This is a genomic window from Ruegeria sp. CG3 (assembly GCF_056537205.1).
Window position 1 is genome coordinate 40893 of record NZ_JBQFRC010000007.1, and the last position, 14396, is coordinate 55288.

Consider the following 14396-nt stretch of genomic DNA (forward strand, 5'->3'; position numbering starts at 1 on the left):
CAACCCCTGCCGTGCCACCTTCATGAAACCGTCATCCGACCGGGCGCGGGGCAGCAAATGCTTGATCCGCGCTGCGATGCGGGGTCTGGTAGCGACATGGATTACGAAACCATAGATGCGGACAGTTTCGGCCGCAGCCTGCGCGGGATCGGGCTGAACCTGCTGGTGCGCGACGTGCGGGCGGAATGCGCTTTTTTGGAGACTGTTTTTGGCCTGAAATCCCATCAGGTGACGACGGATTTTGCCATCGTCACCTATGGCGATCAGGTGTTTCAGCTGCATTCGGACGGCACCTATCATTCCAACCCGCTGCTGGGGCTGGTTCCCGAAACGCCCCCACGCGGTGGCGGGATCGAGATTCACCTGTACGACACCGACCCGGACGAGGCGGCGGAGCGCGCCAGGTCCGCAGGCGCGGTCGTGCTGCAGGAGCCGACCGACAAGCCCCATGGCCTGCGCGAGACCTATATTTTGTGCGAGAACGGCTATGCCTGGGTTGCCAGCTGCCCCAAAGACGGCTGAAAGTCAGGCGCGGTGTTGCTCGGCCGCGATTTCCGCCCTGATCCACTCGGCAAAGGCCACGGCACCCGGGGTCTCCTCGGCCTGGGGCGACAGCAGCAGGTAATAGGCTTCGGGCATCGGCGCGCGATGCTCGAACGGCGCGATCAGACGGCCTTCGTCCAGCAGGCGTTTTGCGATCGTGTCATGGGCCAGACACAGCCCGCCGCCGGCCATCGCAACGGACAGGCCGACCATATAGGTCGTGGCATAGGCAATCGGCGGATTGCCCCAGTTTAGACCCTGATCTTCGGCCCAGCTGGCCCAGTTCGACAGCAGATTCGAACAATCGTACAACGGCTGTTGTTGAAGGGTTTCCAGCGTCACCGGATAGTCTGGGGCGCAGACGGGGTAGTAGTGATCGCTGCGCAAAAGCTCGGTGCGGACCGTGTCGGCCGGGCGCAGGGAATAGCGGATCTCGACCGCCGCGCCTTCGGCCATCTCGCGCGGCTCCCACAACTCGGTGAAGATGTTCAGGTGGACATCGGGGTGCAGCGCGCGGAAGGCGGGCAGGCGCCGGGCCAGCCAGTTCACCGAAAAGGTGATGTTGCACTGCACCTGAACGGTGTTTTCCTGCTGCCCGGTCACGGCCTGGGTGCCACGCACCAACGTCCGGAACGCCTCGCGTACCACGGGCAGATAGGTGATTCCGGCCTCGGTCAGTTCCAATGCGCGGGGGCGCCGGTGAAACAGGGGCTGGCCCAGATAGCCCTCGAGCGATTTGATCTGCTGGCTGACGGCGCTTTGCGTCATGTTCAGATCGCGCGCCGCGCCGGTGAACGACAGGTGGCGGGCGGCGGCCTCGAAGGTGCGCAGCCAGCCAAGCGGGGGAAGGGGAGTCCGGGGTTTCATAATCCAATCATAAGTTCAGCTAATGCCAAAGCGCCAATTTTTTCGTTGGTCAATTGCGCCCCGGCCCGGCACGGTTTTCACCAGCCACCTGTCCAAGCCGAATGGAGCCCCCCGGATGAGCGTTACCAGTCTGAAACCGAATATCGACCACTGGCAGGAGCGCGTGGACATGGCCGCCGCTTTCCGCTGGATCGAGCGGTTGAACATGCATGAAGGGGTGGCCAACCATTTCAGCCTTGCCGTGAACGAGGATGGCACGCAGTTCCTGATGAACCCGAACCAGATGCATTTCGCGCGCATCCGCGCCTCGGACCTTCTGCTGCTGGATGCCAACGATCCCGACACGATGAACAAGCCCGGAGCACCGGACCCGACCGCATGGGGTCTGCATGGATCGATTCACCGGAGATGCCCGCATGCGCGTTGCGTGATGCATGTGCATTCGATTTTTGCCACTGTCCTGGCCTCCTTGGCCGACAGCAACCTGCCGCCGATCGACCAGAACACCGCAACCTTTTTCAACCGCTATGTCATTGATGACGAATTCGGCGGTTTGGCCTTTGAAAGCGAGGGTGAGCGTTGCGCTGGAATGCTGCAGGACCCGAAAAAGAAGGTCATGATCATGGGCAACCACGGGGTGCTGGTGATTGGCAACAATGCAGCGGATGCCTTTAACAGACTCTATTATTTCGAGCGCGCCGCCGAGACCTATGTACGCGCCCTTCAGACGGGCCGGCCGTTGCGGGTGCTTTCGGACGAGATCGCCGAAAAGACCGCGCAGGAGCTGGATGACTACCCGGGGCAGGCCGAGGCGCATCTGCGCGAAATAAAGGCCGTTCTGGATGCGGAAGGCTCGGACTACGCCACCTAGAGGGTTTTATCATGACCGATGCCCCGCATGATCCCGAAGCCGCCCGCTGGCACTATCGGCCGTCTGACCCTGTTGCGTTGAACCCTTTGTTCAGTTGGCCACCGCGCCCGATCGCCGTTTTGAAATGGTATTCCGGGGCGTGGCTGCCGATCACAGCGCTGACCCTGTGCATGGGGCTGGCCGTGATTGCTTATGTGCTGTTCCTGCCGCCGCTCGAGGCGATGCAAAGCTTTGCGCCCGGCTGGATGTTCCGCGTCTGGCTGCTGAACATGGTGCCTCAGATCCTTGTTGCGGGTGGGCTGCACTGGTGGCTCTACATGCGCAAGGGGCAGGGTATGTACAAAAAGTTCGATCGCCGCGACCTGACCCGCGACAACGGAACCTTCACCTTCCGCAATCAGGTCTGGGACAACATCTGGTGGACCCTGGGCAGCGCCATGACGGTGGCGACCGTCTATCAATGGGGTATCTACTGGGCGATGGCCAACGGGTATGCGCCAACGGTCACTTGGGCCAGCGCGCCGGTCTGGTGCGTGGTCTGGATGCTGTTCATTCCGATGTGGTCGGGTCTGCATTTCTATTGGGTGCACCGGCTGGAGCATCACCCGAAACTGTACAAGCATGTGCACGCCGTTCATCACCGCAACGTCAATGTTGGGCCGTGGTCGGGCATCTCGAACCACTGGTACGAGAATCTGCTGTATTTCACGACCTATTTCATCCACCTGATCGTGCCCTCAAACCCGTTGCATCTGCTGTTTCATGTCTATTTCCAGCAGATCAGCCCGGTCCTGTCCCATTCGGGGTTCGAAAAGCTGAAAGCAGGGGACACGGATGCCGCGCGGGCAGGCGATTTCTTTCACCAGCTGCACCACCGGTATTTCGAGTGCAACTACGGCACGTCCGAGATCCCGTTCGACAAGTGGTTCGGCACCTACCACGACGGGTCGGCCGAGGCGACGACGCGGACGCGGGCCTACAAGAAACAGATGTATACCTAGCGGGACCGGCTGCGCAGGGCTCGTGGACTGAGTCCAAACTCGGCCCGAAAGGCGCGGGTCAGCGCGCTGGGGTCCTCATATCCCGCGCGCAGAGCGATTTCGGCGATACTCAGGCCGGTTTCCGCGGCCAGCTTGCGCGCAAGGTTCAGACGCATCCGACGATAGACCTTAGCCGGCCCGGCCCCCAAGTCCGCCCGCATCCGGGATTCCAGTGCTTTTTGCGACCGTCCCACGCGCCGGGCGATCTCGGGGATCGGCAGAGGGGTCTCGAGATTTTCCTGCATCAGTGCCAGCGCCTTGTTGACATGCGAACTGGCCGAGCCTGCGCCGCCGGAATGTGACCGGGCGGAGTCGCGCGTCATGAACAGCTGCGCGACTTCCAGTGCCAGCGCCTGACCGTGATCCTGCCCGATCAGGTGCATCACCAGATCAAAGGCGGCCATGGCGCCCGAGCAGGTGATGCGGTCACCGTCGATGACATAGCGCTCGCGGCAGGTCTCGACTTCGGGGAATCGCTCGGTGAACGCGGTCAGTTCCTCCCAATGGATCGTGGCGCGGTGGCCGTTCAGCAATCCGGCCTGGGCCAGCAACCAACTGCCGGTGTCCAGCCCGGCGAGGGTGCGAAAGCGCCGCGTCGCCGCACGCAACCCCGCCTGGGTGCGCCAACCACCATGTGCTTGAAACCCGTAGGAGGGCATCACCAGCAGCATATCCCCATCCGCATCCGTAAGCGCCGCATGGGGTGCCACCTGCAACCCTGAGGACGACGTGACCGGCCTTGGATCCAGTGACAGGAATTGCCAGTCATACAGTCGCTGCCCCGACAGCGTGTTGGCCGCGCGCAGCGGCTCGACCGCATTGGCCAGACAATGGTTCGAGAACCCGTCGAACAGAAGTACCCCGAATCGCTGCGGTGCGGCGGGTGATTTGGTCCATCTCTGCATGATTGAAGTCTAGTTCTGCATTATTGCGACCTCAAGCCGCGTCAGGATTATCGCACGCCCAGAAACCGGAGACCCGCGATGCAATATGGCCTGACCGACGAGCAGGAGATGATCGTCTCGACTGTCCGCAGCTTTGTGGAGAATGAGATCTATCCCCACGAAGAGCTGGTCGAACGCTCCGGCGATGTACCGAAAGAGATCGCCGACGAGATCAAGCGCAAGACGATCGAACTCGGCTTCTACGCCTGCAACTTTCCCGAAAGCGTCGGCTGCGCGGGGCTGAACCATCTGGAATTCGCGCTGGTCGAACGCGAGTTGGGGCGCGGGTCGATGGCGTTGAACCATTTCTTCGGGCGGCCGCAGAACATCCTGATGGCCTGTCAGGGTGATCAGGTCGAACGCTATCTGATGCCTGCCGTGCGCGGCGAGAAAATGGATGCGTTGGCGATGACCGAACCGGGCGCGGGTTCGGACGTGCGGGGCATGAAATGCTCGGCCGTGCGTGACGGCGGCGACTGGGTGGTGAATGGCACCAAGCATTTCATCTCGGGCGCGGAACATGCCGATTTCATCATCGTCTTCATCGCCACGGGCGAGGATCAGACGCCGAAAGGCCCCAAGAAGCGCATCACCGCCTTTCTGGTCGATCGCGGCACGCCGGGCTTCACCATCCGCGACGGCTACAAATCGGTCAGTCATCGCGGTTACAAGAACATGGTGCTGGATTTCGACGACTGCCGCCTGCCCGACGCGCAGGTGCTGGGCGAGGTCGATGGCGGGTTCGAGGTGATGAACACCTGGCTGTATGCCACTCGAATCACCGTGGCGGCCATGTGCGTGGGCCGCGCCCGCCGGGCCTTCGACTATGCGCTGGACTATGCCGCCACCCGCGAACAGTTTGGCCAGAAGATCGGCAAGTTTCAGGGCGTCAGCTTTCAGATCGCCGACATGATCACCGAGATCGACGCCGCCGACCTGCTGACCCTGGCCGCCGCCGACCGGCTGGACAAGGGCCTGCCCGCCAATCGCGAGATCGCCTCGGCCAAGCTCTATGCCTCGGAAATGCTGGCGCGGGTGACCGATGCGGCGATCCAGGTGCATGGCGGAATGGGTCTGATGGATGACTATCCGCTGGAACGCTTCTGGCGCGATGCCCGGGTCGAGCGAATCTGGGACGGCACCAGCGAGATCCAGCGCCACATCATCAGCCGCGACCTGCTGCGCGCGTTGGGGGCGTGAACATGACGCCGGGCCTCAGCGGCGCGGCGGGTGCGCTCGCGCCGGGAAAGCTCGCCGCGCTGAGGCGGATGCTGGGGTTCCGCTCGCTGGCGGTGATTGGCGGAGGCGCATGGTGCGCCGAGGTCATCCGGCAGGTGCGGAAACTGGGCTTCACCGGCCCGGTCTGGCCGGTGCATCCCAAGGCCGACGAGGTGGCGGGCGAGCGCGTCTTTGCCACGATCGAAGACCTGCCCCAAGCGCCCGACGCGGCCTTTGTCGGCATCAATCGCCGCGCCACCATCGAGGCGGTCGAGGTTCTGTCCCGCATCGGCGCGGGCGGGGCGGTGTGCTTCGCCTCGGGCTTTACCGAGGCGCAGGCCGAGGACGCAGATGGGGCCGATCTGCAGGCGCAACTGGTCGCTGCGGCGGGGGACATGCCGATCCTCGGTCCCAACTGTTACGGCTTCGTCAACGGGTTGGACCGGGTGGCGATCTGGCCCGACCAGCACGGGATGCGCCCGGTGGACCGGGGCGTCGCGATACTGACGCAAAGCTCGAACATCGCCATCAACATGACCATGCAGCGCCGGGCGCTGCCGCTGGCCTTTATGCTAACCTGCGGGAATCAAGCGCAGACCCATCAGGCCGAAATCGCCATGGCGCTGCTGGAGGATGACCGGATCACCGCCATCGGCGTGCATGTCGAAGGCTTTGGCGACCTGCGCAAGTGGGAGGCGCTGGCCGCCAAGGCGCATGACTGTGGCGTGCCGATCGTGGCGCTCAAGGTGGGGCGGTCGGAACACGCGCAGGCAGCGACCATTTCGCACACGGCATCGCTGGCGGGGGACGATGCCGGGGCGCAGGCGTTTCTGGACCGGCTGGGAATCGCGCGGCTGGGGGACGTGCCCGAGTTTCTGGAAACACTGAAGCTGTTGCATGTCACCGGGCCGCTGGACGGGACCGGAGTGGCGACGATCAGCTGTTCCGGTGGCGAGGCCAGCTTGGCCGCCGACATGGCCGAAGGATCCGGCCTGCACTTTCCGCCGCTGACCGCGGATCAGGTCTCGGGCCTGCGCGCGGCGCTGGGGCCGATGGTGGCGCTGGCCAATCCGCTGGACTACCACACCTATGTCTGGCGCGACGCTGACGCGATGGCACGGGCGTGGTCGGCGATGACGGGGCCGCATGTGGCGATGACGATCTCGATCGTTGACTACCCTCACACCGATGCCGCCGATTGGGACTGCGCCACCCGTGCGGCGTTGACCTGCGCAAGCGAAACCGGTCGTCCCTTTGCCGTGGCCGCGACCTTGCCGGAACTGATGCCCGAGGACGTAGCCGAGCGGTTGATGGCGGGCGGTGTCGTGCCCTTTGCCGGGCTGCGTGAGGCGCTGGCGGCGACACGCGCTGCGGCCCGCCCGCATCCCCAACCGCAGGAGCCTGTTCTGCTGCCCGCCGCCAATGCGGCCACAACCGCTCTGACCGAGGCCCAGGCCAAGGCCGAACTGGCCGCTTGCGGCGTGCCGATTCCCCGCTCGGTCGTCGCGCGGGCGGATCGGGCGGGAAAGGCGGTGGACGGTCTGAGCGGACCCTTTGTGGTGAAAGGCGTTGGCCTGGCGCACAAATCCGAACATGGCGCGGTGCAGCTGGGCGTTTCTGCACAAGATCTGCCCGAGGTCGCGAGATCAATCGGCACCGATGAGGTTCTGATCGAGGAAATGGCCCCGGCCGGGATTGTCGAGCTATTGATCGGCGTCACCCGCGACCCGGCGCATGGCTATGTGCTGACCCTTGGGGCGGGCGGGGTTCTGACCGAGCTCCTGCGCGACTCTACCTCGATCCTGATCCCGTCCACGCCGTCTGCGGTCCGCGACGCGCTGGGCAAGCTGGCCTGTGCGCCCGTGTTGAGCGGATATCGGGGCAAGCCCGGCGTGGATATCGATGCGGTCGTGCGGGTGGCCATGGCGGTGCAGAACTACGTCATTGCCAACGCGGCGGTCGTGGACGAAGTTGAAATCAACCCTCTCATCTGCGCGGCCGACAGTGTGGTCGCCGTTGATGCCCTGATCCGAAAGGCATGACCATGAACCCGATCAAAACCCACCGCGATGGTGCAATCCTTCAGGTCACGTTGGACCGGCCCAAGGCGAATGCCATCGATTTGGCGACCAGCCGTGTCATGGGCGAAGTGTTCCGCGACTTTCGCGACGATCCCGACCTGCGCGTGGCGATCCTGACGGGGGGTGGCGAAAAATTCTTTTGCCCCGGCTGGGACCTGAAGGCCGCGGCCGAGGGCGATGCGGTGGACGGCGATTATGGGGTCGGCGGTTTCGGCGGCTTGCAGGAGTTGCGCGACATGAACAAGCCGGTGATTGCCGCCGTGAACGGCATCGCCTGCGGCGGCGGGCTGGAGCTGGCCCTGAGCGCCGACATGATCCTGGCCGCCGATCACGCCACCTTTGCCCTGCCGGAAATCCGTTCGGGCACAGTGGCGGATGCGGCCAGCGTCAAGCTACCCAAGCGCATCCCCTATCACATCGCGATGGAACTACTGCTGACCGGCCGTTGGTTCGACGCCGAAGAGGCGCACCGCTGGGGGCTGGTGAACGAGATCGTCCCGGCCGACCGGCTGATGGACCGGGCATGGGACCTGGCGCGCCTGCTGGCAAGCGGCCCGCCGCTGGTCTACGCCGCGATCAAGGAGATCTTGCGCGAGGCCGAAGATTCCAAGTTCCAGAACATCATGAACCGCATCACCAAACGCCAGCTGCGCACGGTCGATGTTCTCTATGGCTCCGAGGACAATCTGGAAGGGGCTCGCGCCTTCGCCGAGAAGCGTGACCCGGTCTGGAAGGGCCGCTGAGGCGGATCAGGATTTCTCGAACAGGGCGATCAGCGCGGTGTCGTCCTTGTTGGGGCCGGCGGCCAGATCGCCGTAGATGCGAACCGGGGTCAGGGTCAGATGTTCGATCCGGCCCTCGGCCTGCAGATTGTCGAAGGCGGTTGCGAATCCCAGCGCCTCGAAGTGTTTGGCGTTGATCGACAGGGCGAATTGCGCCCCTGGCCGGGCCACCCGCAGCAGGGCGGGGAAAACCTCGGGGCCCAGATGGCCGTGGGTGAAGGTGCCCGACGACACGATGCCCGAATAGCTTTCGCGCGGAACCGGGATGCCTTCGTTCAGGTCAGCCTCGATCGCGTCGCGGTAGATGTCCTTGCGCATCGCCTTGTCCAGCATCTCGGCACTGATGTCGGTGGCGTCGATCGGCCCCACGCCCAGATCGGCCAGAACCGCGCCGCACAGGCCGGTTCCCGCGCCCACATCCAGCACCGGGCCCTGCCCTCCGGCGCCGACAAAGGCGCGGGCGGTGTGGATGTGCAGTTGGTAATCCTCGCGCGCGGCGAATCCGCGATCGTAATCTCCGGCCCATTCGGCATAGAGCCGTTTGTTGTCTGCCGGAGTTTTCAGCGCATAGGCCGCGTGCAGGCTGGGTTTGTCATCACTCATGACACCATGAAGGCGCAGGCGGGGATTCGAATCAAGTGCGGCCATCCGGCGCTTGCATCCCGCCCGCGGCGCGATCATCAAGGGGCCATGACTGGAACGCTTTTTTCATTCGGGCACGGCTATACCGCCCGCGCCCTGTCGCGCCGGCTGGCCCCCAAGGGTTGGCGCATCGTCGGAACCACCCGCGATGCCGCCGAGAAGGACGCCATCCGCGCCGCCGGGGCCGAACCGCTGGTCTGGCCGGGCGAGGCCCCCGACCTGGACGGGGTCACGCATCTGCTGATCTCGACCGCGCCCACGGCCAAGGGAGATCCGGTTCTGGCCGCCCTGCGGGATGAGATTGCCGCGCGCGCCGGTCAGTTCGACTGGGTCGGGTACCTGTCGACCACCGCCGTCTATGGCGACCACCAGGGGGACTGGGTCGATGAAACCACGCCGGCGACACCCACGGCCGAGCGCGGGCGCTGGCGGTTGCGGGCCGAGCAGGACTGGGCCGCGATCCCCGGCCTGCCGCTGCACATTTTTCGCCTTGCGGGCATCTACGGGCCGGGCCGGGGGCCGTTTTCCAAGCTGAAAAAAGGCGGTCTGCGGCGGATCATCAAGCCGGGGCAGGTGTTTTCTCGTATTCATGTCGAAGACATTGCGCAGGTGCTCGAGGCGTCGATGCGACGTCCTGATCCGGGCGCGATCTACAATGTATGCGATGACGAACCGGTGCCGCCACAGGACGTGATCGGCTATGCCGCGCAACTTCAGGGCCTGCCGCTGCCGCCTGCGGTGGATTTCGACACGGCCGACCTGACGCCGATGGCCCGCAGTTTCTACAACGAGAATAAGCGCGTTCGGAACGACCGGATCAAGACCGATCTGGGCGTGACGTTGAAATATCCCAACTACCGCGTGGGCCTTGAGGCGCTGCACGCGGATCAGACGTTGAACGGCGACTGATCAGACCACATCCGCCAGGATCATGTCGGCGGCCTTTTCCGCGATCATGATCGTGGGGGCGTTGGTGTTGCCCGAGACCAGCGTCGGCATGACCGAGGCATCGACCACCCGCAGCCCCTGCAGCCCACGCACGCGCAGCTGCGGATCGACCACTGCCAAATCGTCCACCCCCATCTTGCAGGTGCCCACGGGGTGATAGATCGTATCGGCCCGCGCGCGGATATGGCCTTCCCAATCCGGGTCGGTCCGGGCGGTGTCGGTGCCGAACATTTCCTTGTGGCGGTATTTGGCGAGGGCCGGTGCCTCGAGGATTTCGCGCGTCATCCGCGCGCCCTTGATCATCGTGTCCAGATCGCGCGGGTCGGACAGAAAGGCCGGGTCGATCGCCGGGGCGGCAAAGGGGTCGGCGTTGTGCAGCGAAACGGTGCCGCGGCTTTCGGGGCGCAGTTTGCAGATATGGCAGCTGAACCCATAGCCCAGATGCAGCTTGCGCGCGTGGTCATCCACCAGCGCGATGGTGAAATGCAGCTGGATGTCGGGGCGGTCCAGATCCGGAGCGGTCTTCAGAAAGGCCGCCCCTTCCGCAAAGGGGGTGGCCGCCATCGACACGCCGGTCTTGCGCCAGCGCATAAGGTGTTTGATCAGCCCCACCGTACCGGCGGCGCCGATGCCGAAATTGTCGGTGTCCTTCGTCTTGTAGGCCAGGATGAAATCTAGGTGATCCTGCAGGTTCTTGCCCACGCCCGGCAGCGCGTGGCGGACGGTGATGCCATGCGGGGTCAGGTCCTCGGGGTCGCCGATGCCCGACAGCTGCAGCAGTTGCGGCGATTTCAGCGCGCCCGAGCAGACCAGAACCTCGCGCGCGGCGGTGACAGTAAGGTCGGCGCCCTTGCCGCCCTGGCGATAGATCACGCCGGTTGCGCGGTGGCCGTCAAAGGTGATCTCGCGCGCCTGTGCCCCGGTGATGACCGTCAGGTTGGGCCGGTCCATGACTGGAAACAGATAGGCCGCGGCGGCCGAGCACCGCTCGCCGTTTTTGGCGGGGTCGTGGAACTGGGTGACCTGGTACAGCCCCGCGCCTTCGTTGTCGCCGCGATTGAAATCGTCGGTCACCTTGTGTTGCAACTGGGCGGCGGCCTCGACGAAGGCGCGCGTGATCGGGCGTTCTTCTTTCTGATCGGACACCTGAAGCGGGCCGTCGGCGCCATGCAGGTCATCCACGCCGCGCTCGTTGTTCTCGGACCGTTTGAAATAGGGCAGAACGCTGTCCCAGTCCCAGCCCTCGCAGCCCAGATCGGCCCAGCCGTCATAATCCTGCCGCTGTCCGCGCACATAGAGCATTGCGTTGATCGCGCTGGACCCGCCCAAGGCGCGGCCGCGCGGCTGATAGCCCGTGCGCCCGTTCAACCCCGGTTGCGGCACCGTTTCAAAGGCCCAGTTGTTGATCTTGGGTCGTCCCGGCAGCATGGCGACCACAGCGGCAGGCATCCGCACCAGAATGCCGTTCCCGCCCCCGCCCGCCTCAAGCAGGCAGACCCGCGTGCCCGGATTGGCGCTCAGACGGTTGGCCAGCACACATCCCGCGGACCCTCCGCCGACGATGACGTAGTCGAATTGCATGGCGATCCTCCCCTGTGGCCCGCGCGGTGTCGCGCGTCACGGCCCGCAGTTTGAAGCACCGGCGGCAAAACGCAATCGGGGCGGCGGGAAACGCCGCGTCATGTGGATGGGGATCGGTTTGAAAGATCACGGCAGAGCCATAATCAATACCTATCAAATCGATCCGAAAACAAAATTTTTTCTCATGACAGGGATTTGCTATGACTCGGGGTATTCCAGCGGACTGCGGTCCGCCCCTTTTTGACGTGCCATACGCACGGTTGCCTCGCAAACAGACAGACACCAGCCAGGATCGGAGATTAAGATGGACGGAAGCGACAACCCCAACACGGGCAAATGCCCCATCATGCACGGCGCCGGAACCCGATCGAACCGGGACTGGTGGCCCAACCAGCTGAACCTGGCGATCCTGCACCAGCACCAGCCGGCCGGCAATCCGCTGGGGGCCGAGTTCAACTATGCCGACGCGTTCAAGAAGATCGACTATGACGCGTTGAAACAGGACTTGTATGACCTGATGACGGACTCGCAGGATTGGTGGCCGGCGGATTACGGCCATTATGGCGGTCTGTTCATCCGCATGGCCTGGCACAGCGCCGGTACCTACCGGACGGCTGACGGGCGGGGCGGCGCCTCGACCGGGAACCAGCGGTTCGCGCCGCTCAACAGCTGGCCGGACAACGGCAACCTCGACAAGGCCCGTCGTCTGCTGTGGCCGATCAAGCAAAAATACGGCAACCAGATTTCGTGGGCCGACCTGATGATCCTGGCCGGCAACTGCGCCATTGAATCGATGGGCGGCAAGACCTTCGGCTTTGCCGGCGGCCGGGAGGACATCTGGGCGCCCGAGGAAGACATCTATTGGGGTGCCGAGACAGAATGGTTGGCCCCGACCGAAAACCCGCACAGCCGCTACTCGGGTGAGCGCGATCTGGAAGATCCGCTGGCCGCCGTGCAGATGGGCCTGATCTACGTGAACCCCGAAGGCCCGGACGGGGAGCCGGACGTGCTGGCCTCGGGCCGCGACATCCGAGACACCTTTGCCCGGATGGCAATGAACGATGAAGAGACCGTCGCGCTGGTTGCCGGTGGCCACACATTCGGCAAGGCGCATGGTGCCGGGGACCCGGCGCTGGTCGGCCCCGAACCCGAGGCCGCGCCGATCGAAGAGATGGGCTTTGGCTGGATCAACAAATACGGCACAGGCAAGGGTGACGATACCACGACCAGCGGAATCGAGGGCGCCTGGACCGCGAACCCGATCAAGTGGGACAACGGCTATTTCGACCTTCTGTTCGGTTATGACTGGAACCTGACCAAAAGCCCCGCCGGAGCGTGGATCTGGGAGCCGGTCGGCGTCAAGGAAGAGGACATGGCACCAGCTGCGCATGATCCGTCGAAAAAGGTCAAGACGATGATGACCACCGCCGACATGGCGATGCGCATGGATCCGATCTATGGGCCGATCTCGAAGCGGTTCCACGAAAACCCCGACGAGTTCGCCGACGCCTTCGCGCGCGCTTGGTTCAAGCTGACCCATCGCGATATGGGGCCAAAGGCGCGCTACATCGGTCCCGAGGCGCCGGCAGAAGAGCTCATCTGGCAGGACAACGTGCCGGCGGTGGACCATGATCTGATCGACGCCGCGGACGTGGCCGACCTGAAAGCCCGGCTGCTGGATTGTGGCCTGTCGGTGTCGGAATTGGTCGCGACGGCATGGGCCTCAGCTTCGACCTTCCGCGGCTCGGACAAGCGCGGTGGCGCCAACGGTGCCCGCATCCGGCTAGCGCCCCAGAAAGATTGGGACGTCAACGAGCCCGAGAAACTGTCCAAGGCGCTGGATGCTCTGGCGGCGGTGCAAGCCGAGTTCAATGCCGCGCAGTCCGGCAACAAGAAGGTCTCACTTGCGGATGTAATCGTGCTGGGCGGCGTTGCGGCGATCGAAAAAGCCGCCAAGGCTGCCGGGCATGACATCGATGTTCCCTTTGTGCCCGGCCGTACGGATGCCACACAGGACCAGACCGATGCCGAGTCCTTCGCCCCGCTTGAACCAATCGCGGATGGGTTCCGGAATTACCAGCGCAAGGAGTACAGCGTGTCTCCTGAAGAGTTGCTGGTGGACAAGGCGCAACTGTTGACCCTGTCGGCACCCGAGATGACCGTCCTGGTCGGCGGTATGCGCGTTCTGGGTGCGAATTTCGGTGGCACGGCGCATGGCGTCCTGACAGACCGGGTCGGGGTTCTGAGCAATGACTTCTTTGTCAATCTGCTGGACATGCGCACCGAATGGAAGCCGGCGGCAGACGCCAAAGGAGTGTATGAAGGCCGGGATCGGGCTTCGGGTGAGGTGAAGTGGACCGGAACCCGCGTTGACCTGGTATTCGGTTCCAATTCACAACTCCGGGCTCTGGCCGAGGTTTACGGCCAGAAAGATGCCGACGCCAAATTTGTCGGTGACTTCGTATCGGCGTGGACCAAGGTGATGAACGCGGACCGCTTCGACCTGACTTGAGGGCGGAACAGCTCCCATGATCAGCGCCGCCACGGGAAACCGTGGCGGCGTTTGTCGTACCCGAGTCCTGGTCTTGCCAAGACGCGCGGCCACGATTCCACCCACACCGCGTAGAGGGACCCTGCAAAACGGCCAACGCATACCGCAAAAATGGGAGAAATCGTGGGAATTATTAATCTAACCTATTGTTTTTATTAACACAGGAAAGATTCCGCCGAGAATTGCGAAGTTTTTTCAAAATGGGGGTTGCAGGTCCCGGACCTAATCCGTAAATACCCCTTCACCGGCGCTGCTGAGGCGGTGTTGGTTGGTCGGAAGGACGGCCTGACGGACTGGAAAGACGGTTGAGACGCCTGGGAGAGACCGG

General features: G+C 63.9%; 12 protein-coding genes. 8 read left to right on the plus strand and 4 right to left on the minus strand.

From position 1 onward, the window contains the following. The first annotated feature begins 96 nt into the window (after nt 1–96). Nucleotides 97–522 carry a VOC family protein gene (locus tag ACR0NB_RS18765; protein WP_480776488.1) on the plus strand — a complete coding sequence of 142 codons (426 nt, stop codon included), beginning with the start codon at nt 97–99 and terminating at the stop codon, nt 520–522. Between the two features lie 3 nt (nt 523–525). Here the strand turns inward: ACR0NB_RS18765 and ACR0NB_RS18770 are convergent, their stop codons facing one another. Further along, nucleotides 526–1410 carry a LysR substrate-binding domain-containing protein gene (locus ACR0NB_RS18770; protein WP_480776480.1) on the minus strand — a complete coding sequence of 295 codons (885 nt, stop codon included), beginning with the start codon at nt 1408–1410 and terminating at the stop codon, nt 526–528. Nucleotides 1411–1525: 115 nt separating this feature from the next. On the opposite strand from ACR0NB_RS18770, the gene ACR0NB_RS18775 reads away from it, so the two are divergent. Together ACR0NB_RS18775 and ACR0NB_RS18780 are read left to right on the plus strand one after the other, a co-directional pair. Next, the gene (locus tag ACR0NB_RS18775) at nt 1526–2281 is read left to right on the plus strand and encodes a class II aldolase and adducin N-terminal domain-containing protein (protein ID WP_480776481.1); all 756 of its coding nucleotides are present in this window, start codon (nt 1526–1528) and stop codon (nt 2279–2281) included. An 11-nt stretch (nt 2282–2292) separates the two neighbouring features. Further along, on the plus strand, nt 2293–3282 hold the full coding sequence (locus ACR0NB_RS18780) for a sterol desaturase family protein (RefSeq protein ID WP_170447131.1): 990 nt from the start codon (nt 2293–2295) through the stop codon (nt 3280–3282). Here ACR0NB_RS18780 and ACR0NB_RS18785 read toward each other — a convergent pair. Next, nucleotides 3279–4226, minus strand: coding sequence for a GlxA family transcriptional regulator (locus tag ACR0NB_RS18785; RefSeq protein ID WP_480776482.1), 948 nt, complete (start codon nt 4224–4226; stop codon nt 3279–3281). The two genes, ACR0NB_RS18780 and ACR0NB_RS18785, sit on opposite strands and share 4 nt — an antisense overlap. 78 nt (nt 4227–4304) lie before the next feature. Here ACR0NB_RS18785 and ACR0NB_RS18790 point away from each other — a divergent pair, with 78 nt between their 5' ends. The 3 genes from ACR0NB_RS18790 to ACR0NB_RS18800 are packed head-to-tail and all read left to right on the plus strand — an operon-like array spanning nt 4305 to nt 8307. Then, nucleotides 4305–5465 carry an acyl-CoA dehydrogenase family protein gene (locus tag ACR0NB_RS18790; RefSeq protein ID WP_480636878.1) on the plus strand — a complete coding sequence of 387 codons (1161 nt, stop codon included), beginning with the start codon at nt 4305–4307 and terminating at the stop codon, nt 5463–5465. Between the two features lie 2 nt (nt 5466–5467). Further along, a complete protein-coding gene (locus ACR0NB_RS18795; protein WP_170438814.1) occupies nt 5468–7525 on the plus strand; it encodes an acetate--CoA ligase family protein in 2058 nt (685 codons plus the stop codon). 2 nt (nt 7526–7527) lie between these two features. Continuing rightward, nucleotides 7528–8307 carry a carnitinyl-CoA dehydratase gene (locus tag ACR0NB_RS18800; protein ID WP_480776483.1) on the plus strand — a complete coding sequence of 260 codons (780 nt, stop codon included), beginning with the start codon at nt 7528–7530 and terminating at the stop codon, nt 8305–8307. Nucleotides 8308–8313: 6 nt separating this feature from the next. Here the strand turns inward: ACR0NB_RS18800 and ACR0NB_RS18805 are convergent, their stop codons facing one another. Then, on the minus strand, nt 8314–8949 hold the full coding sequence (locus tag ACR0NB_RS18805) for a class I SAM-dependent DNA methyltransferase (protein ID WP_170438810.1): 636 nt from the start codon (nt 8947–8949) through the stop codon (nt 8314–8316). A gap of 87 nt (nt 8950–9036) precedes the next feature. On the opposite strand from ACR0NB_RS18805, the gene ACR0NB_RS18810 reads away from it, so the two are divergent. Next, complete coding sequence (locus ACR0NB_RS18810; protein ID WP_170364247.1) at nt 9037–9897, plus strand: SDR family oxidoreductase; 861 nt, start codon at nt 9037–9039, stop codon at nt 9895–9897. On the opposite strand, the gene ACR0NB_RS18815 is transcribed toward ACR0NB_RS18810, so the two are convergent. Continuing rightward, a complete protein-coding gene (locus ACR0NB_RS18815) occupies nt 9898–11517 on the minus strand; it encodes a GMC family oxidoreductase (protein ID WP_480776484.1) in 1620 nt (539 codons plus the stop codon). A gap of 304 nt (nt 11518–11821) precedes the next feature. Between ACR0NB_RS18815 and katG the strand changes: the two genes are divergently transcribed. Continuing rightward, complete coding sequence (katG, locus tag ACR0NB_RS18820) at nt 11822–14029, plus strand: catalase/peroxidase HPI (RefSeq protein ID WP_480776485.1); 2208 nt, start codon at nt 11822–11824, stop codon at nt 14027–14029. Nucleotides 14030–14396: the final 367 nt, after the last annotated feature.

Bases quoted from the DNA above. Each gene is read 5' to 3' on its own strand.
- ACR0NB_RS18765 (WP_480776488.1), top strand. From the start codon at position 97: ATGGATTACGAAACCATAGATGCGGACAGTTTCGGCCGCAGCCTGCGC.
- ACR0NB_RS18770 (WP_480776480.1), bottom strand. From the start codon at position 1,410: ATGAAACCCCGGACTCCCCTTCCCCCGCTTGGCTGGCTGCGCACCTTC.
- ACR0NB_RS18775 (WP_480776481.1), top strand. From the start codon at position 1,526: ATGAGCGTTACCAGTCTGAAACCGAATATCGACCACTGGCAGGAGCGC.
- ACR0NB_RS18780 (WP_170447131.1), top strand. From the start codon at position 2,293: ATGACCGATGCCCCGCATGATCCCGAAGCCGCCCGCTGGCACTATCGG.
- ACR0NB_RS18785 (WP_480776482.1), bottom strand. From the start codon at position 4,226: ATGCAGAGATGGACCAAATCACCCGCCGCACCGCAGCGATTCGGGGTA.
- ACR0NB_RS18790 (WP_480636878.1), top strand. From the start codon at position 4,305: ATGCAATATGGCCTGACCGACGAGCAGGAGATGATCGTCTCGACTGTC.
- ACR0NB_RS18795 (WP_170438814.1), top strand. From the start codon at position 5,468: ATGACGCCGGGCCTCAGCGGCGCGGCGGGTGCGCTCGCGCCGGGAAAG.
- ACR0NB_RS18800 (WP_480776483.1), top strand. From the start codon at position 7,528: ATGAACCCGATCAAAACCCACCGCGATGGTGCAATCCTTCAGGTCACG.
- ACR0NB_RS18805 (WP_170438810.1), bottom strand. From the start codon at position 8,949: ATGAGTGATGACAAACCCAGCCTGCACGCGGCCTATGCGCTGAAAACT.
- ACR0NB_RS18810 (WP_170364247.1), top strand. From the start codon at position 9,037: ATGACTGGAACGCTTTTTTCATTCGGGCACGGCTATACCGCCCGCGCC.
- ACR0NB_RS18815 (WP_480776484.1), bottom strand. From the start codon at position 11,517: ATGCAATTCGACTACGTCATCGTCGGCGGAGGGTCCGCGGGATGTGTG.
- katG (WP_480776485.1), top strand. From the start codon at position 11,822: ATGGACGGAAGCGACAACCCCAACACGGGCAAATGCCCCATCATGCAC.